This is a genomic window from Lactiplantibacillus mudanjiangensis (genome assembly GCF_005405385.1).
In the GTDB taxonomy this organism is placed as follows: Bacteria; Bacillota; Bacilli; order Lactobacillales; family Lactobacillaceae; genus Lactiplantibacillus; species Lactiplantibacillus mudanjiangensis.
In genome coordinates, this window is record NZ_BJDY01000002.1 from 764,882 (window position 1) to 786,252 (window position 21,371).

21 protein-coding genes are annotated in these 21,371 nt (G+C 44.5%); 7 read left to right on the plus strand and 14 right to left on the minus strand.

The window, feature by feature from the left end:
• Positions 1-95 precede the first annotated feature (95 nt).
• The 9 genes from FFM84_RS04630 to FFM84_RS04670 form a co-directional block, all read right to left on the minus strand.
• On the minus strand, positions 96-971 hold the full coding sequence (locus tag FFM84_RS04630) for a cell division protein FtsQ/DivIB (protein ID WP_130843168.1): 876 nt from the start codon (positions 969-971) through the stop codon (positions 96-98).
• A 28-nt stretch (positions 972-999) separates the two neighbouring features.
• Entirely contained in the window at positions 1,000-2,094 is a 1,095-nt protein-coding gene (gene murG, locus FFM84_RS04635) for an undecaprenyldiphospho-muramoylpentapeptide beta-N-acetylglucosaminyltransferase (RefSeq protein ID WP_130843167.1), read from the minus strand.
• Complete coding sequence (gene murD / locus FFM84_RS04640; RefSeq protein WP_130843166.1) at positions 2,094-3,473, minus strand: UDP-N-acetylmuramoyl-L-alanine--D-glutamate ligase; 1,380 nt, start codon at positions 3,471-3,473, stop codon at positions 2,094-2,096. Before murD ends, murG begins: the two co-directional genes overlap by 1 nt.
• A gap of 55 nt (positions 3,474-3,528) precedes the next feature.
• Positions 3,529-4,434 (minus strand): phospho-N-acetylmuramoyl-pentapeptide-transferase, encoded by a 906-nt coding sequence (gene mraY / locus FFM84_RS04645; protein WP_225424738.1) that lies wholly within the window; start codon positions 4,432-4,434, stop codon positions 3,529-3,531.
• 88 nt (positions 4,435-4,522) lie between these two features.
• Complete coding sequence (locus tag FFM84_RS04650; RefSeq protein WP_130843164.1) at positions 4,523-6,664, minus strand: penicillin-binding transpeptidase domain-containing protein; 2,142 nt, start codon at positions 6,662-6,664, stop codon at positions 4,523-4,525.
• On the minus strand, positions 6,661-7,044 hold the full coding sequence (ftsL, locus tag FFM84_RS04655) for a cell division protein FtsL (RefSeq protein WP_130843163.1): 384 nt from the start codon (positions 7,042-7,044) through the stop codon (positions 6,661-6,663). The genes FFM84_RS04650 and ftsL overlap by 4 nt, the downstream gene beginning before the upstream one ends.
• A gap of 23 nt (positions 7,045-7,067) precedes the next feature.
• Complete coding sequence (rsmH, locus tag FFM84_RS04660) at positions 7,068-8,027, minus strand: 16S rRNA (cytosine(1402)-N(4))-methyltransferase RsmH (RefSeq protein WP_130843162.1); 960 nt, start codon at positions 8,025-8,027, stop codon at positions 7,068-7,070.
• 29 nt (positions 8,028-8,056) lie between these two features.
• Positions 8,057-8,482 carry a division/cell wall cluster transcriptional repressor MraZ gene (gene mraZ / locus FFM84_RS04665; protein ID WP_130843883.1) on the minus strand — a complete coding sequence of 142 codons (426 nt, stop codon included), beginning with the start codon at positions 8,480-8,482 and terminating at the stop codon, positions 8,057-8,059.
• A 171-nt stretch (positions 8,483-8,653) separates the two neighbouring features.
• A complete protein-coding gene (locus tag FFM84_RS04670) occupies positions 8,654-9,028 on the minus strand; it encodes a DUF3397 domain-containing protein (RefSeq protein ID WP_130843161.1) in 375 nt (124 codons plus the stop codon).
• Positions 9,029-9,136: 108 nt separating this feature from the next.
• Here FFM84_RS04670 and FFM84_RS04675 point away from each other — a divergent pair, with 108 nt between their 5' ends.
• The gene (locus FFM84_RS04675) at positions 9,137-10,093 is read left to right on the plus strand and encodes a magnesium transporter CorA family protein (RefSeq protein WP_130843160.1); all 957 of its coding nucleotides are present in this window, start codon (positions 9,137-9,139) and stop codon (positions 10,091-10,093) included.
• Positions 10,094-10,169: 76 nt separating this feature from the next.
• Positions 10,170-10,292 (plus strand): DUF4044 domain-containing protein, encoded by a 123-nt coding sequence (locus tag FFM84_RS04680; protein WP_130843159.1) that lies wholly within the window; start codon positions 10,170-10,172, stop codon positions 10,290-10,292.
• A 72-nt stretch (positions 10,293-10,364) separates the two neighbouring features.
• Here FFM84_RS04680 and FFM84_RS04685 read toward each other — a convergent pair whose 3' ends face one another.
• A complete protein-coding gene (locus FFM84_RS04685) occupies positions 10,365-12,710 on the minus strand; it encodes a DNA translocase FtsK (protein ID WP_130843158.1) in 2,346 nt (781 codons plus the stop codon).
• A 121-nt stretch (positions 12,711-12,831) separates the two neighbouring features.
• Positions 12,832-13,344 (minus strand): tRNA (cytidine(34)-2'-O)-methyltransferase, encoded by a 513-nt coding sequence (locus FFM84_RS04690; RefSeq protein WP_130843157.1) that lies wholly within the window; start codon positions 13,342-13,344, stop codon positions 12,832-12,834.
• 163 nt (positions 13,345-13,507) lie between these two features.
• On the opposite strand from FFM84_RS04690, the gene FFM84_RS04695 reads away from it, so the two are divergent.
• Both FFM84_RS04695 and brnQ read left to right on the plus strand, forming a co-directional pair.
• Positions 13,508-14,158, plus strand: a complete 651-nt coding sequence (locus tag FFM84_RS04695; protein ID WP_130843156.1) for an NAD(P)-dependent oxidoreductase — start codon at positions 13,508-13,510, stop codon at positions 14,156-14,158.
• 85 nt (positions 14,159-14,243) lie between these two features.
• Positions 14,244-15,587, plus strand: a complete 1,344-nt coding sequence (brnQ, locus tag FFM84_RS04700; protein WP_130843155.1) for a branched-chain amino acid transport system II carrier protein — start codon at positions 14,244-14,246, stop codon at positions 15,585-15,587.
• A 242-nt stretch (positions 15,588-15,829) separates the two neighbouring features.
• On the opposite strand, the gene FFM84_RS04710 is transcribed toward brnQ, so the two are convergent.
• Positions 15,830-16,681, minus strand: coding sequence for a methyltransferase domain-containing protein (locus FFM84_RS04710; RefSeq protein WP_130843154.1), 852 nt, complete (start codon positions 16,679-16,681; stop codon positions 15,830-15,832).
• Between the two features lie 187 nt (positions 16,682-16,868).
• Between FFM84_RS04710 and rpsN the strand changes: the two genes are divergently transcribed.
• The gene (gene rpsN / locus FFM84_RS04715; protein WP_130843153.1) at positions 16,869-17,138 is read left to right on the plus strand and encodes a 30S ribosomal protein S14; all 270 of its coding nucleotides are present in this window, start codon (positions 16,869-16,871) and stop codon (positions 17,136-17,138) included.
• Positions 17,139-17,691: 553 nt separating this feature from the next.
• Here rpsN and FFM84_RS04720 read toward each other — a convergent pair.
• The gene (locus FFM84_RS04720) at positions 17,692-18,861 is read right to left on the minus strand and encodes an AI-2E family transporter (protein ID WP_130843152.1); all 1,170 of its coding nucleotides are present in this window, start codon (positions 18,859-18,861) and stop codon (positions 17,692-17,694) included.
• Positions 18,862-18,890: 29 nt separating this feature from the next.
• Positions 18,891-19,250, minus strand: a complete 360-nt coding sequence (locus tag FFM84_RS04725; protein ID WP_130843151.1) for a PTS glucitol/sorbitol transporter subunit IIA — start codon at positions 19,248-19,250, stop codon at positions 18,891-18,893.
• Between the two features lie 132 nt (positions 19,251-19,382).
• Between FFM84_RS04725 and FFM84_RS04730 the strand changes: the two genes are divergently transcribed.
• Both FFM84_RS04730 and FFM84_RS04735 read left to right on the plus strand, forming a co-directional pair.
• The gene (locus FFM84_RS04730; RefSeq protein WP_130843150.1) at positions 19,383-20,414 is read left to right on the plus strand and encodes a lactonase family protein; all 1,032 of its coding nucleotides are present in this window, start codon (positions 19,383-19,385) and stop codon (positions 20,412-20,414) included.
• A 12-nt stretch (positions 20,415-20,426) separates the two neighbouring features.
• A complete protein-coding gene (locus FFM84_RS04735; RefSeq protein ID WP_130843149.1) occupies positions 20,427-21,065 on the plus strand; it encodes a copper homeostasis protein CutC in 639 nt (212 codons plus the stop codon).
• Positions 21,066-21,371: the final 306 nt, after the last annotated feature.

A 21,371-nucleotide genomic window follows, 5' to 3' on the forward strand; every position in this document is an offset into this window, starting at 1 on the left:
TACATAAATATTCAAAGAATTTGTTAACATATCCAATTATCACCTAGTTTACCATAGATACAGCGCTTTTAAAAAGGTCTAAGCCGGCATTCTCATCAATTATGCGACTTTTTAAACGAATATGAATAGGCGCCTACTTCTAGGTTGACAACCCCAGCTTGTTTCATCTTCGCAGCAATCCCGGCATAATAGCTCATTTTGCTAGCGAATGTCGTGATTGTCGCGTAAACTTCGTTACCATCATTCATATACAAATGCACCCGTTCTGGGTTGGCTTTGGTTGGCGTAAACTTGATTTCTGAAATGTTATGTTTGACCGCTGCCGGTAACTTAGCATACTGATGAATCATCGTTTGCAATCGCTGACCACTTTTAAAACCAGCATACATGGGATAGGTACCGCTCGGCTGGGCCACGGTAGTTGTCATAATCTTGCCGTTTTCTAACACCCGCCGATACGTATTGCCAGTCGATAAATAACCGGCAATCCGAATTTCGTGCACCTGAATCTTAATTTGATTCAACCCGACTAGCTTGGTTTTAACAGCACCAATTTGTTGATTGGCTTTACGCGCCCGTTGACTTGTTTGCGTATCGTGACCAATCACAGCCCAGAGCGATGTTCCCGGTTTAATTTCGGTCGCCGTTTGAACTTCTGTGGCCGTTAATTTTTCGGTCCCAGTAACCTGGATTGTTTGCACATGACTCAACGGTGAAATGAAATACCCAGAAATTAACATGCCCACCAAAAACAAACTGATTAGCAAGGTTGCTCGTTTGGTGACCAACTGGCGACGTTGTAACTTGAGTTTGGGTAATTTATCCCCAATCCGTAACGGTTTACCAGTCCAACTCGCATGCCGTTTCTTTTCAGCCTGCTTATTAGCGTCGGCTTGTCGTTGATAGCGTTCCCATGGTGTTAGTTGATCCAAGGGTCGGTTATCTTTGGGTTGTCGTTTGAAAAAAGCCATCACACCCACCCTTTCAAGTTAGTCATGGTTACCGTTTAACAACCGATTCTAAGACCTGCAATAATTGATCCGCTGCCGCTGGTTGGCCTAACTGTTTGGCATGGGCAGCCATGGATTCACGGGCATCCGCATGGAGCATCAAACTATCAAGAGCTGCTAACAAGCTTGCACCTGTCAAATCAGCCTCTTTAACTAATTTAGCAGCACCCGAGTCAACTAAACTTTGAGCATTTTTTGTTTGATGATCATTAGTGACATATGGACTTGGCACTAGAATTGACGGAATGCCTAAAGCCGTAATTTCTGCAATACTCGTCGCACCAGCTCGTCCCAAAATCGCGGCAATTTCTGGTAAAATCGCTGGCATATTCTTAATGTAAGGGACAATCTTAACATTCGCTGCCAGTTTGGTCTCACCGAGTTTAGCCATCAACTGATCGTAATGCACTTGACCAGTGACAAATAAAGTCTGATATGACCGTTGATTTAATTCTGGAATGGCTTCTAAGGTCGCCGCATTGATACGTGCGGCCCCACGACTCCCACCAAAAATCAACGCAGTTGGTTGATCATCAGCTAATCCGAGGGCTTGCAACGCTGCAGTCCTTTTAATGTTGACCACTTGTTGGGCACGTGGATTACCGGTCATAACGACTTTTTTCTCAGGGAATTGTGATCGCGCACTTTCAAAAGAGATCGCAATTCGATCGACAAAGTGGCTCAAAAACTTGTTGGTCACCCCAACGACGGAATTCTGTTCATGAATCACAGTTGGAATATGCATCTGGCTAGCCGCAAACACCACGGCCCCACTCACATAACCACCAGTACCCACGACAACATCCGGCTTAAAAGCTTTAATATAGCGGCGGGCAGTCCCGACGCTCTTCAAAAACAACCAAATCGTCTTAAAGTTTTGTAAAGACAACGACCGTTTAAAGCCTTGAATCTTGATCGTTTTAAACTCAATCCCACGTTCGGGTACAATCCGGCTTTCTAGCCCGCGATGCGTCCCAACATATAAAACTTCAGCGGTTGGATCTTGAGCTTGTAAGGCTTCAATTAACGCTAAGGCTGGGTAAATATGGCCACCAGTCCCACCGCCAGAAATCATTAATCGCATTAATTTTCTTCCGCCTTTCCAGTTAAGGTTTCGATCGCTTTAATGTAACGATCGCCACGAATTTCAAAGTTTGGATATTGATCCCAACTCGCGTTTGCAGGTGACAACATGATAATGTCACCGGCTTCACTGAGATCCCAAGCTAATGGCACCGCAGTTTCACAGTTTTCAGTGAATTTAATCGTTTCAATACCAGCTAATTTACCAGCGTCAGCCATCTTTTGTGCCGTTTCGCCAAAGACAATCATGGCTTTAACATGGTCCTTTAAGGCTGGTGCCAAGGTTTCAAACGTATTACCACGATCTAAGCCACCGGCCAATAAAACAACCGGTTGATCGAAGCCCTTCAAGGCCATTTCAGTGGAGACAATGTTGGTCGCTTTAGAGTCATTATAAAATTGACGACCTTCATAAGTTTCCACATACTGTGTCCGATGACGAACGCCAGAAAATGTCTTCAAAACTTGAACGATCCCGGCAGTTGGCACTGCTGACAGCTTAGCCACCGCAATTGCGGCTAATGCATTTTCAACGTTATGGTCACCAGGAATTTTAATGTCCTTGGCATCCATAATGTATTCATCTTTAAAATAGAGTTGACCATCTTTTTCATAGGCGCCAGCCTCGGTGTTGTGTTGTCGTGAAAATGGCACAACTTGAGCAGCCGATTGTTGGCTAAGATTGCGCCACTCTTCAGAATCCCAGTTAACCACAAAATAATCATCGGCGGTTTGATTCATGGTAATGCGCATTTTTGCTTTAATATAATTTTCACGAGAGCCGTGGTAATCCAAGTGGGTCGAATAAATATTCGTCAAGACCGCAATATGTGGGTGTAAGGTTTCAATCCCACAAAGCATGAAGCTAGATAATTCGGTTACCATCGTGTCGTTAGGCTGCGCTTTTTGGGCAACCGCTGACGCTGGCACACCAATATTACCAGCTACATAAGCTTTACCAGCATCGGTCCGTTGGTTTAACATCATCGTAATCATTGTGGTCGTGGTCGTTTTCCCGTTAGTCCCAGTCACACCAATCAATTCACCAGCCAAAATTTGACTAGCTAATTCAACTTCGGTAATCACCGGAATGTGCTTGGCTAAGGCGCCCGCCACAATTGGATTCGAATATGGAATCCCAGGGTTTTTCACGACCACTTTAAAGTCTTCGTCTAATAATGACAAAGGATGCCCGCCCGTAATCACCTTAATGCCTTCACTAAGTAAGGCTTGTGCATCGGGATTGTCATCAAAATCTTTTTTATCATTAACGGTCACAAAAGCGCCAAGCTTATGGAGCAAGCGTGCCGCATTCATGCCACTTTTTGCTAAACCTAATACCAATACTTTTTGGTTGCGATACTGTTCAACCGACTTCATATCCCAAGATCTCCCTAAATTTGTTTTAAATCTCTAGTCGTACAACTTGATTCCTTTAAATAATCGTTGCGACACAAATCACAGCGGCAATTAACCCAACGGTCCAAAAGACCAGGTCAATCTTCCATTCACTCCAACCCTTCATTTCAAAGTGGTGGTGAATTGGACTCATTAAGAAAATTCGTTTACCGGTTAGCTTGAACGAGGCCACTTGTAAAATAACTGAAGCTGTTTCACAAACGAAGATAATCCCAATTAATAATAAGGATAATTCATGATGTAATAAAATCGATACGGCGGCTAAAGCGCCCCCTAAAGCTAACGATCCCATATCACCCATGAAAATCTTTGCCGGCTTGTGGTTATAAACGAAGAATCCTAATAATGACCCAATCACGGCTAAACAGAACAAAGCGACATCAAATTGTTTTTGGTGAATGGCAATAATCGCATAGGCGCCAAACGCAATCGTCGCTTGCCCAGCTACAAGACCATCCAAACCATCGGTCAAGTTAACAGCATTCGAAAAGCCAACTAGCCAGATGATGACGAAAATCATGTACCAAATACCTAATGACCAATCCCCAAAACCAGGAATGCGTAAGCCCATTGGCAGATGTTCATGTTGGTAAACTAAAGTGAAAATAATCCCACCGACAATTTGGCCTAACAATTTTTGCCAAGCTTTCAAGCCTTCATTTTGCTTGCGCCATAACTTAATACTGTCATCCCAAAACCCTAAAGCCCCATAAAGCACCAGAATAAACATTAAAATCCAAGTTGTTGGCATCAGTTGGCCTTGCCACCAGCCAACCCAGATCGTTGTCACCAAAATGGCGATAATGAATAATAAGCCCCCCATGGTTGGGGTACCCGATTTCTTTTCATGCCAAGATGGGCCTTCTTCACGAATCATTTGGCCTTCTTTACGGGCCCGGAAGTACCGGATTAACGAGGGCATCAGCCCAAAAACAATAATAAAGCCACTAATTAAAGTCGCTATTGATTCAAATAAACTCACAACAATTCTCCATTCTACAACTTAGTTATTACTTCAATTTCACACTCAATACTTGTTTGGCATCAATCGGGTTACCGGCTGAAATGCTTTGATCCTCCACATAACCGGTGCCACTAGTCGTCAATTTCAACCCTGTTAAAGAAGCGAAATCAGCAACCTCACTCGCTGACCAGCCCGTTAAGTTTGGCATATACATCTGACCATTAGTCACCAGAACGACCCGTTGCTTGCTACTCAAAACGGTTCCCGAAGAAACCGACTGTTTAACAATTCGTGAGCCCTTACCAACAATAATTGGGGTCACCCCAATCTTTTTAGCCGCTTTCTTAGCGGCTGACGTTGATTTCTCAATCAAATCTTGCATCTTAATAGTCTTAGTCTTCGCTTCACTGGCCTTTTGTTCATCCAAAGCACGTTGCATCACCGGTTTAAAAATTTCGGCCATGTCTTCAGACGCTGACGTTGTCCCTAAAGTTGGTTGTTTCATGGTGATGTATAAGATGTACTTCGGATTCTTAGCCGGTGCCATCCCAACAACTGAGTACAAATAGGAATCATTACCAGTCTCATAAGTACTCCCATTACTAACTTGGGCAGTCCCGGTTTTCGCTGCAATCCGATAACCTTTAATCTTAAAGGCCGTCCCCGTCCCATATGACTTATAAACCACATCCTGCATGTGCTTCAACACAGATTGCGCGGTTTTCGCCGTGACGGGTTGACTAACAACCTTGGTTTTAGCTTTGTAAACCGTCTTTTTCGTATTCGGGTTAACGATTTTAGAAACAAAGTAAGGCTGTAACATTTTACCATTATTCGCAATAGCCGTGAAGCCACGTAGCATCTGCATTGGGGTAATTTGAATTCCTTGACCAAATGACGTATCAGCTTGTTCAATCGGATAGGTAAATTGAATCGAGCCCGTTTGTTCGTTAGCTAGCCCACTATTGGTACTACTCCGCAAGCCAAACCGTTTGATATACTTCAACCAAGTTTTAGCCCCCATCGTTTGTTCCAAATGGGCCATCGCCACATTACTGGACAAGGCAAATCCTTTGGCATAGGTGATATTCCCCCAACCAGCTGTATTCCAATCGGGTACCGTCTTACCACCGATTTTATACTCCCCAGTTGGCACGGTTATGTTGGCATTGTAATTACCACTATTAATTGCCGCTGCCATCGTGAAGACTTTCATCGTCGACCCTGGTTCAAACGTATCTTCAACGAGCAAGTTTCGCCACATCTTAGATAAGCCGGACTGAGTTTGCGCATTGAAAGTTGGCCGTTGGCTGGTAGCCAAGATGGCCCCAGTTTTGGCATTCATCAACGTGGCTGTCATCGATTTGGGATGCACAAGGCTTTCAACCGTCGACATTTTCGTTTCTAAGAGTGTCTGTAACTTACTATCAATGGTCGTATAAACATTGTCGCCATTTTTAACCGCTTTACCAGTCGATGTCTGGCCTTGGTAACCACTCTTCGTCACCGTTTTATGGCCATCAGTCCCAGTTAATTGTTTATTAAACGCCAACTCAATACCCATTGACCCCGTCAAGCGAGTTCGTTCAGAATTTTTAACATTTTTCGAGGTCGTCAACCCGATCAAGTGGGAAGCAAACATGCCATTTGGATACAGACGAGCCGGTGATTCAATAAAATGAAGGCCAGTTATTTTAGTGGCTTCAATTTTTTTCTTCGTTGTTAACGAAATATTCTTACCGGCGGTACCAAATTCCACTTGGAAAGTGCCCGACTTGACTTGAAGCGTCTTCAAGGCCTTCTTATAACTAATTGGCAAATACTTGGCTAAAACTTTTGCAGTCTTAGTTGTACTTTGGACATTTTGAACTTTGCCCTGACTATTCTTCTGATTTTTAGCCACAATTGCATAGAGCGTATACGTACTCGTATCTTCGGCGATTGCATCGCCATTCGCACTATAAATTGTGCCTCGTTTTGCGGCGATCGTTTCATTTTCCGTATACAACTGCTTCGTCGCTTGTGTTAAATTCACTCCCGCCACATGATGACCAATGGCGATATACGAAAAACGAATGATCAAAACACCAAAAATCGCAATCGCGCCAAAGAATAGCCATTGGCCAAAGATCCGTCGATTTTGTTTTGGTGACCGTTTCGAAGTCATTCGTTGTTTGTTCTTATTCATTTGTAAACATTCCTTATACTGCTGTTGTTAAGCGATAAACCATACCGCTTAGCAACTTTGTTCAACCGCGTCCGGCTCGAAAGTTCACTGATTTGTTGCGAGGCTGAAGTGTTGCTAGCCTGAACCTTTGAGATCTTTGATTGGACAGTTTGCAATTGACTTTGTGCATTTCCAACAGCAATGTTGGTTGACACCAGCGCAAGGGCTAAGCCAAAAATAATCATACTAAAAGTGACACATAATACCTTTTCAAATGCTGAAAACGGAACCCGCTGAGTCTTGAGAGCAGGGTTCGGCGTTGCGACGGTTTTATGTACCGGGGTTGTCGAAACACCAGGGGTTTCACGAGGAAGCTCCCGCGCCAATCCATTTTGGGCCATTGTCATTCACTCCTTAATTAAAGCTAATTATGTTTAATATTTAAACGTTCGATCACACGCAATTTAGCACTCCGCGCCCGCCGGTTGGCTGTAACTTCAGCCTCACTTGGACTAATCGGTTTCCGATTAACTAAGCGATAATCTGGTTGCATCTCAGTCGGGATCACCGGTAAACCAGGCGGTAGTTCTGGTAAATCACTGTGTTCTTTAAAAATTGTTTTGACTAAGCGATCTTCCAATGACTGGAACGTGATCACACTCACCCGACCATGCACATCAATTAAATCAACGGCCTGTTCAAGTGACGTTTCTAACACACCCAATTCATTGTTAACCGCGATCCGAATCGCTTGAAAAACCTTTTTAGCCGGATGACCACCAGTCCGCCGTGCCCGCATAGGAATGGCGCTCTTAATCAAATCAACTAACTGACCAGTTGTTTCAATGGGTGCCGTTTCCCGTGCCCGCTCGATTGCTCGGGCCACTTGTTTGGAAAATTTTTCTTCACCATACCGGTAAAAGATGCGAACCAAATCAGCATATGGCCACGTATTGACCACCGTTTGAGCCGTTAATGGGGCGCTTTGGTCCATTCGCATATCCAACGGTGCATCATGTTGGTAAGAAAAACCTCGCTCTGCATTGTCAAATTGTGGTGATGAGACGCCCAAATCATAAACAATGCCATCAACTGCCGTAATGCCACGATCAACCAATTCCGCTTTTAAATTCGCAAAATTGCTTTTAATAAACGTCAACTGACCACTGGCTAAGTATGTCGCCAAATTGGTTTGATTATAATCAATTGCCGTTTGATCTTGGTCAAAGCTAAACAAATGACCCTCAGGCCCAAGTTGCTTTAAAATTTCACGTGAATGACCGCCACCGCCGAGGGTGCAATCCACGTAAATGCCATCCGGTTTAATGGCTAATGCCGCCACCGCTTCGTGTAATAACACGGTGGTATGTTCAAATTCAGCCACTTCAGGCCCCCCTTTCGTTATCAATCAGTTTAAAAATCTATTAAATTCTCAGCTAAGTCGTCAAAGTTAGTTGTGGTTTCCGCTTCAAAGGCTTGCCACTTATCGGCACTCCAAATTTCGAAACGATCAGAAACCCCCACAATGACACATTTTTTTGCTAAGTCCGCGTATTGACGTAATGAGGCAGGAATCATAATTCGCCCTTGCTTATCCAATTCACATTCTGCTGCCGCTGAGTAAAAGAAGCGGACAAAGGCCCGTGCATCCTTTTTCGTTAACGGCAACGCATCGAGCTGAGCCTGCAGTGTTGACCATCGAGCAGGTGGATAGCCAAAAATACAGCCGTCCATCCCACGGGTGATCACAAAGTTCGGGCCTAATAGCTCACGAAACTTAGCAGGGATGATTAAACGCCCCTTGGCATCTAAACTATGTTCAAATTCACCGAAGAACATCTTAGCAGCCACAGGCAATCAACCCCTTTCATTAAACATATTTAAGTCTACCACACCCCCCCACTTCCTACCACACCGATTTGTTACTTTTCGCAATTGTTATCAAATATTATAAAAAATCCCCACCGATTAACAATTTAATCGGTGGGGATTGGTGGGGGGATTTTTAAATTAAGGACCAACTTTGGCCACAATGTAACTCACAAGCGCAATCAAATAGACTAAAATGGTAATTAAATCACAGGTACGCCAGTATAATCGAAAGAACCGTCCATACAAGATTTCACCACGCTGTAGGACTTCTAACACGGTGATACCGATGCCTAAAATCATCAACGACAACATCTCATACGGCACAATCGAACTTTCCGTTGCTTGCATCGTCAAAAAATGCGTAAAAATAATTAATAGTGGTGGCCAAACATCGATTACTAGCAAGCCCGCGGGCCAATGTTGTTTCAATAAACGGTGCGCCCCACTCATCACAAGTGTCACAATCACTAGTAAGCTTAATTGGCCAAGCCAATTCGTAAACAAGACCTGCATCGTATCCTCCAATCGCTTATCGCTATTATTATAGGGATTCTTGCTAAACTTTTCAACGGGCCTTAACCGTTCTATAATAACTTAAACCACTTCATGGAGGATGCGCAAATGTTACAAACTTATACGGCTACCACTACTGGTCAACTCAAAATTGGTCGCCAAACAACCCAACAGCGCTGGTTAAACGTTGAACAACCAACCCAGGCTGAAATCGATCAATTAGTTCAGGAATTTAACTTTCCCCGTGATTACTTGACCGCCGTCTTAGATGATGACAGTGTCCCCAGAAGTGAACAGCTCGATCAAACAGTCAACGATCAAGCGGCCCTAATGGTCTTACAGTTTCCTAAATTAACAACTAGCGATTTAGGCTACTTGGAATATCAAGTTTATCCACTGGCCTTAATTTTAACGCCACATGCCGTCTTAACGGTTAGCAATTATCCCGCAAGCTTTATTCATGATTTCATTATGGATCCCGTGGCCTCAAAATTGAGCTTAGACAATCACGAGGACTTTATTTTAACCATCATGTGGTATATCGCTCACGCTTATATCACCGCACTGCATCAAATCACCGCCAAAACCAATCAACTTGAGCGCCATTTAACCCGGGCAACACGTAACGAAGAACTCTTTCGGATTATGGCTTATCAAAAATCATTGATTCGCTTTAATACCGCTCTAACTAAAAACGCTCCCGTTTTTCAGGCGGTAGCGGCTTCCAGTACGCATTTTACGGCACCAAATCATCAAGCTTTAACCGATGATATTCAGTTAGAAAACCAACAAGCCATCACGATGACGGCCACGACTAATCAAATCTTACAACAATACAGTCAATTAGTGGGAGCCGTTATTTCTAACAACTTGAATGATGTCATGAAAGTTTTAACCTCGTTAACTCTGATTTTAACGATTCCAACAATTATTGGTGGGATTTACGGGATGAACGTTCATTTGCCTGGCGCCGAAATTGCACATGCTTTCAGTTGGATTATGTTTGGGACGATCGTGCTTTGTATTGGCTGCATTGAATATTTACGAAATCATGACTATTTCTAAATAAGATTGAAAAAAAGCTGATTCCACGTTAAACTATGAAAGAATTACTTTGAAAAGTGTGGTGCAGATTAAACTAATGAAAAAGAAAAAGTCACCGTTTCAGATTATCACGATGATCGTCATCTGGTTGATGATTATTTCAACTGTTGGCGCTTTGGTTTTACAAGCCTTATCCGGTTTAGGTTTACTTGAATTTTAACTTGGCAATCGTCCCTTGATTGCACTAAAAAGCACGACTCGCAAAAACGAGTCGTGCTTTTTATGAGTAAACCTATTCTGTTGGTGGTTCTTCTGCACTAGCTTGCCGATAAACCTTGCGTGGCTTGCTACCTTCAGATGGGCCAACAACACCACGCTCTTCCATTTCATCAACAATCCGTGCCGCACGATTGTAACCAATCCGGAAACGACGTTGCAACATCGACACACTAGCCGATTGCTGTTCCGTCACTAATTCAACAGCTTCAGCGTAATACTCATCCTCACCGTCGCGTGGATCATCGCCACCACTCGTCTCATCATCTTTAACCAACATGGTATCATCATACTCAACCGTTTGTTGTGCTTTAATAAAGTTTACTACTTCTTCAACATCGTGATCAGAAATATACGCACCTTGCACCCGTAACGGCTTATTCATCCCCATTGGTTGATACAACATGTCCCCACGACCAAGTAACTTTTCAGCCCCATTACTATCAATAATGGTCCGCGAATCGGTCCCACTGGAAACGGCAAACGCCATCCGTGATGGCACGTTTGCTTTAATCAACCCGGTAATGACATCTACAGATGGGCGTTGCGTAGCCAAAATCATATGAATCCCGGCAGCCCGGGCCATTTGGCCTAACCGAATAATCGCATCTTCAACTTCACTCGAGGTGACCATCATCAAATCAGCCAATTCATCAACAATCACCACAATATAAGGTAACGTTGGTCGATCTTGACCATCCGCCGCATTTTGTTGCCGAATCGCCTGATTATAGCCTTGCATGTTACGTTGCTTGGAATCAGCAAACAACTCATAGCGACGTTCCATTTCAGCCACCACTTTGTGTAACGCTCGGGCGGCCTTTTTCGGTTCCGTCACGACCGGCGTTAATAAATGTGGAATCCCATTATAAACTCCTAATTCCACTTTCTTCGGATCAATCAACATGAATTTCACTTGGCTTGGTTTAGTGTTCATCAGTAAGCCCGTGATCATCACATTAATCGCCACCGATTTCCCACTCCCCGTCGAACCAGCAATCAGTAAATGTGGCATTTTAGCTAAGTCAGCCGTCACTAGATTCCCAGAAACGTCACGACCGAGCGGTACGGCCAATGGTTTAGTTGGATGTGCCGGTTGGGCCTCAACAATATCACGGAACGAGACCGTTGAAATTTGTTTATTCGGCACTTCAATCCCAATTAAAGATTTCCCAGGAATTGGGGCTTCAATCCGCAGATCTTTAGCTGCCAAAGCCAAGGCCAAGTCATCCGCTAAATTCACGACTTTACTGACCTTCACACCGACAGCCGGGTGTAACTCATACTTCGTCACTGAGGGGCCTAAGCTGACGTTTTTGACATCGACTTGCACTCCAAAACTAGCCAACGTTGTCTGTAATTTTTCAGAGTTAGCCTCAATCGTGGCGTATTCCGCACTTTGATCAGTTTTTGGAATCTTCGTCAACAATTCAGAAGTTGGTAACTGATAATCCGCGTCATCAGTCGTTTCATTCCCTTTAAATAAATCTATTTCCAAGCTACCTTGAATCGGTGCTGGAGCTTCTTGTTCACTCGCAACCACAATTTTAGGTGCCGTAGCGCTGCTAGTCGGCTGAGGGGCTGCCGATGGAGTGACCGGCACTGCTGAACTCGGCGTTGGTTCTGGCGTCGGTTTAGCCTCTGGTGCAGGCTCAGTTGAGGCCGCTTGATTTTCACGAACTTGACGATGGACTCGCCAACGGGCATATTGAATGCGCGCATAATGTTGTAGGCGTTCACCGGCCGCCCGCAATTGTTGGCCCACTTTAATTAGCCAATTGCGAATGACTAAGACGGTTTGTCTAAATGGCAAATTAAACGCCACAAAAATCCCGGCAATAATTAAAATAATGGCAATCAAAATCGTGCCAAAGTTGGCCATCAATGGATAAGTGATGCTATAACCAGCCGCACCAGCTAAGCCCCCACCTAAATTAATTGAAATGCCACCTTTGGCAAAATCATTTTTAATTAAATTCCAAGTAATCGACCAAAATTCCGTGTGCCGATTTAACTGGTTAAACATTGGAATTTCTAATAATAATAAATAACTGTATAAAATTAAGTTACCACCGGTCCACCAGCGCCAACCGATTCGTGGCCAACGTCCAAAAATCATGATGTAAATCATCACAATCAAGGTTAACCCGGCTAAAATCTGGTAAGCATTCCCGGCAACTAATCGAAAACATTCCGCAAAGAAATTGCCAATTAACCCCAGGTTTAACAACGCAAATACCGTGACTAAGACCCCGATTAGGCCAATCACGTTCCCCGTCATTTGATGTTGGGCTGCTGCTTTTGTCGGTCGCTTTTTACGAGCGGCTGGCTTTTTTTTAGTTGTTCGTCGCTTTTGCGCCACGCGTTAATCGTCCTTTCTAATCTAAAGCTACTGCTCTTATTGTACCAAACCCACGTTCGGATATGAACCGATTTCCATGAAAAAAGAACGCCCGCTTAATTATTGCGACCGTCCTTTCGACTTATTTCAATTTATCATTTTCGTAGTGATGCGACCGTTCCAAGCTCAAGAAGTTTTGTTGACGCAACGCTTCATAAATCACAATAGCAGCGGAGTTCGACAAGTTCAACGCCCGAATGTGAGAATCATCTTGTGGAATTCGAATGGCCTTTTCTGGATATTGCCGCATGAATGGTTCTGGCAACCCAGTCGTTTCCTTACCAAATAAGAAATAATGATCCTTACTGGTATCACTATAATCCACATCACTATAGTCATGTTCGGCGAATTTTGAGACTAAGTATAAGTTGTTTAAATCTGGAATGCTTTCCAAGAAAGCGGGTAAATCTGCATGATACGTGATATCAACGCTGTCCCAATAATCCAAGCCGGCACGTTTTAAATGCTTATCATCAATCTTAAAACCCAATGGTTCGATTAAATGCAAGGCCGTATCTGTACCGGCACAAGTCCGAGCGATATTCCCGGTATTCGCTGGCATCAATGGTTCAAATAACGCAATATGATTTGTCAAAATGATTTCCTCTTAACTCTAGTAATATTAAGCTCTATCATACCATGTCCATGGTCTCGCGCCCAGTTTTTCACTAGCCGCGACAAAATAGTCGCACGCTTACAAAACTTTCATTATACTGATCATGCTTGATTAGATTAATTATTTTTAGGAGGAAACGTTCATGAAAATTTTAATTATTGGCGCCACTGGCATGGCCGGTTCAGCAATTACCGCGGCTGCATTAGCCAACGGTCACACGGTAACTGCTTTAAGTCGATCAGCAGAAAAGTTAGCTCAATTGCCCGATCACACTAATTTAACTCGCATGGCTAAAGATGCTTTTTCGTTAACGGCGACTGATTTAGCAGCCGTTGATGTGGTGGTCGATGCCATGGCGACCCCACCCGCTCAAGCTTATTTACATGTCGACCTAGCAACCAAATTAGTTGCTGAGGTCCGAACCAAAACGAGCCCACGCTTAGTCTTCATCTTAGGCGCCGGCAGTTTGCACACAGGCGCTGATCATCACCTGCTCGTTGAAGATATTGCCGCTGATCCAGCCAATGCCGGCTTCTTAGCCATTCCACAAAATCAATTAAAAGAATTAACCTTCTTACAAACCGTTGACAACGTTGATTGGGTGGGCATTTCACCCGCCGCCGATTTTCATGCCGGACCAGCCACTACGGCATTAACCGGTACCGACGACCTCCTTGTCAACGCCGCTGGTCAATCCGTCACTACCGCTGGAACCATGGCACAGGCTGTCTTAGCTGAAATTGAACAGCCGGCTCACCATCAAATGCGATTCACCGTAGCTAACGCTGACTAACGACTTATCATAACCTTTTAATTTTTCCCCCACTAAAACATGCTATGCTGATTAGCAAGCGTACTTTTAGAGGGGGAATTTTTTGATGAAAACCCGCTTATCGGGACGAGAAACTTTATTTATCGGGGCCATGCTCTTTGGGCTATTCTTTGGTGCTGGTAACTTAATCTTTCCCATTTACTTAGGACAACAAGCAGGCCACCAGGTTGGCTGGGCCATTGTTGGCTTGCTGATCACTGGGATTGGCTTACCCTTGCTCGGTGTCATGGGGATTGGCCTCACTCGTAGTAATGGGGTCTTCGACTTAGCAACTAAAGTCAGTCGACCTTATGCCTATGGCTTTACGATTATGCTATATTTCACTTTAGGCCCACTGTTTGCGATGCCACGCTTAGCCACCACGGCATTTCAAATCGGACTAACCCCATTCATTTCATCGGCTCAGCAACCGATGGTACTACTGCTATTTTCGCTCCTTTTTTTCGGCGTGACGTGGTGGTTGGCACGCAATCCAGGCAAATTAATGACCTATGTTGGTAAATGGCTGACCCCGATTTTTCTAATTTTATTGGGTAGCCTCTTGGTCGTTGCTCTGATTAAACCACTAGGTGGCCTGCATGGTACTGCCCACGGGGCTTATGCCACTGCCCCACTACTCACCGGTTTTACGGAGGGGTACAACACGATGGATGCACTCGCCTCCTTGGCCTTTGGTATTGTCGTTGTTGATGCCATTAAAGGCTTAGGGGTCAAAGAACCTGCTCAGATTGCCAAAGACACCATCAAGGCCGGGATTATTAGTGTGAGTTTAATGGGGTTGATCTACGCATTACTCGCAATTGTCGGCACCATGAGTCGGGGTCAATTACCGCTAGCGTCAAACGGCGGGATCACCTTAGCTCAAATCGCAAAGACGTATTTTGGCGCTTTTGGTAACTTATTACTGGCGCTAATCGTGATCATTGCTTGTCTAAAAACTGCGGTTGGCCTGACCTCGGCGTTTGGTGATACCTTGCATGAGATGATGCCCAAATTGCCTTATCAAGGTCTCATCGTAGTTGCTTGTGTAATTCCGGCCGTTTTGGCCAATGTCGGCTTAACCCAATTAATTGCTTATTCCACACCAGTGCTAATGACACTTTACCCGCTGGCCATCGTTTTGATTTTACTCGCCAGCTTATCACCATGGTTAGGAACGTCACGCTGGTTATTTGCCATGACAACCGCTTGGACGATGATCCCAGCCCTGCTTGCTGGTGTTGCCGCCATGCCAAGTGCTTGGACGCAAGCCGCTTGGCTACAAACGTTGCAACACCTCAATAACCAGCTACCATTAGCATCATTAGGTCTCGGCTGGACGATCCCCGCATTATTCGGTTTGATGTTCGGTTTCATCGGTCAAACTTGGGCCCGCCACCGTATGCACTGACTTTTCATTCGGTTTCATTTAAAAAATAACGACCGCTAATCACCTCACATCAAGAGGACATTAGCGGTCGTTTTTAGACAACAAAAAAACGTAGTATTTCGGTGTGGGCACGGCGAAACGCTACGTTAATGAAGTACAACTCGGTAGTCACCAACGTGCTAAGACGATGTTAACTACCAAACGATTTCTCACAGGTAATCTTAACACCGCGGTTATAATCATGCAAGCACCCGTGCTGACTTTTACATGGTCACAGTTAACAAACTAACGTCAATTGTAATTTTAGCTAAACCTTCAATTCGCGCTTGAGCTAGACGTTCCGCCGTAGCACCCCAATGCAATGGCGTCATCACCATCAAATCATTGAAATCCACTGTACTGAGGTCAAACTCATACTGAATCCGTCGTTGCTCGGCTTGTGGATAGTGTTGACTAAATAAGTCCAACACCTTTTGGTTATCATATTGATATTGCCGCGCCGTTGGTTCAAATAACAAGTGGCGCAATTCCACTAAATAGTTGGCATTGGGCACGACCTTTAACAATTGACCACCCGGGGCTAACACCCGTTCAAACTCTTGATAAGCTGATGGTGAAAAAACATCCATAATCGCGGTAAACGCATTGTTAGTAAAAGGTAGCTGTGCTAAATCAGCGACACAATAATAAGCTGGTGACACTAACTGTGTGGCCAAATTAACACCGTCTTTACTAATATCAAAGCCAATCCCGACATCTTTTGGTTGTTGATGTAACGTCAATAAATCGGCTAATGGTGTGCCTTCTCCACTACCAATATCCAAAATTCGCTGCGGTTGCGCTGGCAATTGTTCATTAATTGCGGTCACAATCGGTTTGAAAAATCCCGCTTGTAAAATCCGCCGCCGAGCAGCTAACATCGCTGCGTCATATTCGCTTTGTACTTGATGCGTTAAGAAATAAAGGGTCCCCTTTTTAGAAAAGTCAAGCTGATGACCATTGGGACACTTGAGGGTATGGTCTTCGACAGCCGCATAGGGCATGTCACAAACTAAACACTTAAATAATGCTAAATGACGTTGGACAAACTGACTGCCCTGATCAATTTTCTTCACGATTTTCAACCTCTGATTTTAAAATAGTGTTTTAATCATACCACATTTGAACAATCGCGAACAAAATAGTAGCGATTACGATTTGAGTATGGTAATTTATAAGACGTTCTAAAAAACACATTGAAGTCATTTAAAAATTTGTGGCACGAATTGCAAGTCTACTTACATTGTAAAGGAGCCCAAATTAATGGCTAAGAAATCAAAAATTGCTAAAGAACGGCGCATTGAAGCGACCGTTGCCCGTTATGCTGCCAAGCGTGCTGAATTAAAAGCCGCTGGTGATTACGCTGGGTTAGCTCAGTTACCACGGAACGCATCACCCGTTCGCATCCATCGCCGCGACCATCTTGATGGCCGGCCGCACGCTTACTTACGTAAGTTTGGCATGTCACGGTTAAACTTCCGTCGCTTAGCACACGCTGGTCAAATTCCAGGTGTTCGTAAAGCTAGCTGGTAAATTTAATACCGATAAAAATGGTTCGCAAACAACGCGTTTGCGAACCATTTTTAGATATCTATGCAATTTCCAAAGATTGAACATTATATTTTTATGACAAGTGTTCAACAGCCGAAATTAGTCACACTTGCCGCCTGTCGTTCGCCCACATTGAGCCGGGACGCTGTGGGCGGACCGGTTCAGCCAAAAACCGCGTTTCAAAAGCGCCGAGCTCTAAGCGATAAATCGCTAAGAGCTCCCACGGCTGGGCTCAAGGTGGACTCACTTTCGGCTATAATGGTGCGTGATTACCTGCTTCAATTGTTAGCTGCGAACTAACCGGAGTCAGTCAGTGATGGCACTGGCCGTGCAAACATCGTTAGTCCGGTGATTGTCCCGGGCTTTACGATGTGGACAACTTTTAAGACTAGCGGTTTAGGCTAGGCTTAAAAGCGAGGTGGAAGCCCGATCTTTGGCTGGAGCCGGTCCCCACAGCCGGCAGAATCACTGACTGGCGTAGGTGACCAATTTAACATCGCTTAAGTCAATTCTGGCAAAGCTTTTACCGTCATATTTATCTTTCGCTTTTCTCATCAGCAGACGTGTCATCATTAGCCACTTCATCATCAGGATAACGTCCCGATTGTTCGCGATACCAGGCAAACAGATGACTGATCAGTACTTTCAAAATCGCATAACCTGGAATACCAAAAATCACACCCATCAGGCCAAAGATCTTGCCACTGGCCAATAACACGATCAAAATCGTCACCGGATGGATCTTCAAACTACTGCCTAAGACTAGCGGTGAAATCACCCGACCTTCAATCGTCTGTTCAATCACAAACACGATTAACACTTTCACTAGCATCCACGGCGAAATCACTAATGCAATCACGACCGACGGCACCATCGCTAGAAACGATCCTAGATATGGGATTAAATTTAAAATTCCGGCCGCAATCCCTAGCGTTAACGCAAATTTCAACCCGATAATCCAATAACCGATGGCAAACATCATCGCGACAAAGAACGCTACCGTCAATTGACCACGAATATAGTTACTAACTTGAGCATTAATTTCCGTCAAGACTTGTAAGAAACTTGCGCGGCCCTTAGTTGGGATAAACTTGGCTAGATACTTTGGCAGCTGATGCCCATCTTTTAACAAGTAAAACAGAATAAACGGCATCGTGATTAACCCAATAATTACCGTCGTCACCGTGCTCACCACACTGGTAATCGAGGAAACGGTTCCGGTCAAATATTTAGTCACTTTACCACTCAGCAACTTACTAGCATTAGTATTCCATTGGTCCACTTGATCACGCAAAGCCGATAACTTGGGATCATTCAACCAGTCATTGATTTCATTGCTGGCATGGTGCCAATATGACGGCCAATCATTGATAATGCCTAACGTTTGTGTCCGAATAATCGGAATTAACGCAACAATGCCCCAAACGAGTAATCCCGCGATTAGGACAAATAGGCCAATAATGGTCCACGTTCGCCGCACATGATACTTATGCTCCAGCCAGTCAACTAGCGGATTCATCAAGTAATATAGCACGCCCGCTAAAATAACTGGTAAGCCGACAATGCTAAATAGCTGACGAACTGGGGTTAATACCCAGTCGACTTGCTTTCCTAAAAATAAGCTGACCAAAATTAAGACGATAATCACCAGGATACGAATCACTTTTTGACTCGTTACCTGGCGACTAACTGGTTTTGATTTCAATTAGCAGCACCCCCGTCAGTGTCTAATCCTTATGGTTGATACGTAATCACACTACCAACTTTAATCGTTGGTAAGGTGGCTGGACTGAGATAAAGTCCGTTTTGCATCGGTTTGTCAGGAACAGCCGTGAAATACATCGTTGCATGACCAATTGACGTTAAGTTGGCCTGGACTAAATCCCCGGCATAAGCCACCGTATACGTTTGATCGTCAATCTTAATCAGACTGCCTGGTTTCAACGTCAAATCAGTCATCGGTGTCGTGAAGTCTTGAATAATCGCCACATCTTGAATCGCACTCGTTGCGCCGGCGGCAAAGAAAATTAAAATGGGTTCGTTGGTCGAAATTGCTTGTTCTCCGATTGATTGTACTGTTGCTGTGATTGCCATTTTACAGAACTCCATTCTTTTAATTGATTGGTTTAATTGTAGCATAGCCGGAAAGCTCACCGCCAGTTTGTCATCGCTTTCAAACGATCCTTTTATGCTATACTTGAAAGAGATATGAAGGAGGATGTTTGTATGCTAGAAAACATTTTATTTGGCACTTACACTAAAAAAACCAGTCAGGGCATCTATGCCGGGGTCCTCGACACGACTGAAAAAACATTAACTAATACCGGCTTAGTCGCAAAAACAGCTAACCCAACCTACTTAGCACTATCTGCGAAAAATCGCTTATATAGCGTGGCTAAAGCGGATGATGAAGGTGGCGTGGCAGCGTGGCAATTAAACGCGGCGCAAACCAGTGCAACACCATTAAACATGGTTGTTGCTCCCGGTACACCACCCGCTTATGTGGCAGTTGACGAAGCTCGTCAGCTTGTCTATAGTGCTAACTACCATACCGGCGCGGCCACCGTTTTAAAGATCGAAGCCGATGGTGGCTTAACCTTGGCTGATGAACATATCCATACTGGTAATGGCCCACGTCCTGAACAAGATGGTTCCCATATTCATTATACGGACCTCACACCCGATAAACGTTTAGTGGCGATTGATCTTGGTAGTGACACGGTGTATGTTTACAACGTCAGTGATGCTGGCAAACTCAGCCGACAATCACAACTTGAACTGGCGGCTGGTTTTGGCCCACGGCACTTAGTCTTTGCCCCTGACGGCAAACATGCCTTTTTAGCTGGTGAATTATCCAGTCAAGTGGCTACATTAACCTACGACGCTGCTACGGGTACCTTGGCGCAAACACACACCATCGCCACTGTTCCTACCGATTACACGGACCATAATGGGGCCGCAGCCATTCGTCTCAGTCGTGACGGTCATTATCTATACGTCTCTAATCGTGGTTACAATTCGTTGGCCGTTTTCAAGATCAACGATGACGCCTCATTAACACTAATCCAACAAATTAGTACTGAAGGCGATTTTCCACGAGACTTTGACCTCGATCCAACCGAAGCTTTTGTGGTGGTCGTTAATCAGAATACTAACAACGCCACCTTGTATGATCGTGATTTAACAACTGGTCAATTAACGTTACGCCAAAAAGACATCACCGTTCCTGAAGGTGTTAGTGTCTTATTTACAAAGTAAAGGATGTCGAAGATGTTATTAAAAGAAGTCGCACTTGAAAACTACACCAACCTCCCTGCTGCTGTTGCCGCTGGCGCCCAACGGATTGAATTAAATGATAATCTAGCCGTGGGTGGGACGACCGTTAGTCGCGGCGTCATGAGCGAAGCAGCTAAGTACACCCAAGAACATGGCGTTAGCTTGATTACAATGATCCGCCCACGTGGGGGTAATTTCGTTTACAATGATACGGAATTAAAAATCATGGAAGCTGACCTCTTACAAGCCCAATCGCTTGGTGTTGACGGTGTGGCGTTAGGCGCCTTAACCGCTGACGGCAACCTAGATACCGAAGCCATGGAACTCTTAATTGGTGCGGCTGGTGGCATGAGCATTACTTTCCACATGGCATTTGATGCCTTAGCTGCTGACCAACAAGCAACGACTATTGATTGGCTCGTTGATCATCAAGTCGATCGAATTCTGACGCACGGTGGGCCACTCAGTCAATCGATTGACGACTGCTTACCACAATTAAAAGCCACAATTGAACAAGCTGCTGGTCGGATTCAAATTCTGCCCGGCGGTGGTATCACGGCCGCTAACGTGGCTCACATCACGACCGCGTTGAATGTGAACCAAGCGCACGGTACTAAAATTATTGATTATTAGGTTGCAACGAAAAACGTCCCTGGCAAATATGCCAAAGACGTTTTTTTAGTTAATTTCCTAAGATTTGTATTTTAATCACAATCACTGATACGACGAGTACACACTGATCAATAGTAGACTAACTTGCTACCTGACGTTCGCCCACATGGACTCACTCTCGGCTATAATCACAATCAATTCGTATGTGGCCCCATACAGTCGGAGCTAGCCAGTGATGGCGTCGGCCGTGAAAGCATCGTTAGTCCGGGTGATTTTTCCGGACTTTACGATGTGGACGCCTTTTGAGAATAGCGGTTTGGGCTAGGC

Coding starts and splice junctions, on each gene's coding strand:
- FFM84_RS04675 (WP_130843160.1), top strand. CDS start 9,137: ATGTTACAAACTTATACGGCTACCACTACTGGTCAACTCAAAATTGGT.
- FFM84_RS04730 (WP_130843150.1), top strand. CDS start 19,383: ATGCTAGAAAACATTTTATTTGGCACTTACACTAAAAAAACCAGTCAG.
- murG (WP_130843167.1), bottom strand. CDS start 2,094: ATGCGATTAATGATTTCTGGCGGTGGGACTGGTGGCCATATTTACCCA.
- rpsN (WP_130843153.1), top strand. CDS start 16,869: ATGGCTAAGAAATCAAAAATTGCTAAAGAACGGCGCATTGAAGCGACC.
- ftsL (WP_130843163.1), bottom strand. CDS start 7,044: ATGGCCCAAAATGGATTGGCGCGGGAGCTTCCTCGTGAAACCCCTGGT.
- mraY (WP_225424738.1), bottom strand. CDS start 4,434: ATGCCCTCGTTAATCCGGTACTTCCGGGCCCGTAAAGAAGGCCAAATG.
- FFM84_RS04695 (WP_130843156.1), top strand. CDS start 13,508: ATGAAAATTTTAATTATTGGCGCCACTGGCATGGCCGGTTCAGCAATT.
- FFM84_RS04680 (WP_130843159.1), top strand. CDS start 10,170: ATGAAAAAGAAAAAGTCACCGTTTCAGATTATCACGATGATCGTCATC.
- FFM84_RS04650 (WP_130843164.1), bottom strand. CDS start 6,664: ATGAATAAGAACAAACAACGAATGACTTCGAAACGGTCACCAAAACAA.
- FFM84_RS04735 (WP_130843149.1), top strand. CDS start 20,427: ATGTTATTAAAAGAAGTCGCACTTGAAAACTACACCAACCTCCCTGCT.
- brnQ (WP_130843155.1), top strand. CDS start 14,244: ATGAAAACCCGCTTATCGGGACGAGAAACTTTATTTATCGGGGCCATG.
- mraZ (WP_130843883.1), bottom strand. CDS start 8,482: ATGTTCTTCGGTGAATTTGAACATAGTTTAGATGCCAAGGGGCGTTTA.
- FFM84_RS04630 (WP_130843168.1), bottom strand. CDS start 971: ATGGCTTTTTTCAAACGACAACCCAAAGATAACCGACCCTTGGATCAA.
- FFM84_RS04725 (WP_130843151.1), bottom strand. CDS start 19,250: ATGGCAATCACAGCAACAGTACAATCAATCGGAGAACAAGCAATTTCG.
- murD (WP_130843166.1), bottom strand. CDS start 3,473: ATGAAGTCGGTTGAACAGTATCGCAACCAAAAAGTATTGGTATTAGGT.
- FFM84_RS04670 (WP_130843161.1), bottom strand. CDS start 9,028: ATGCAGGTCTTGTTTACGAATTGGCTTGGCCAATTAAGCTTACTAGTG.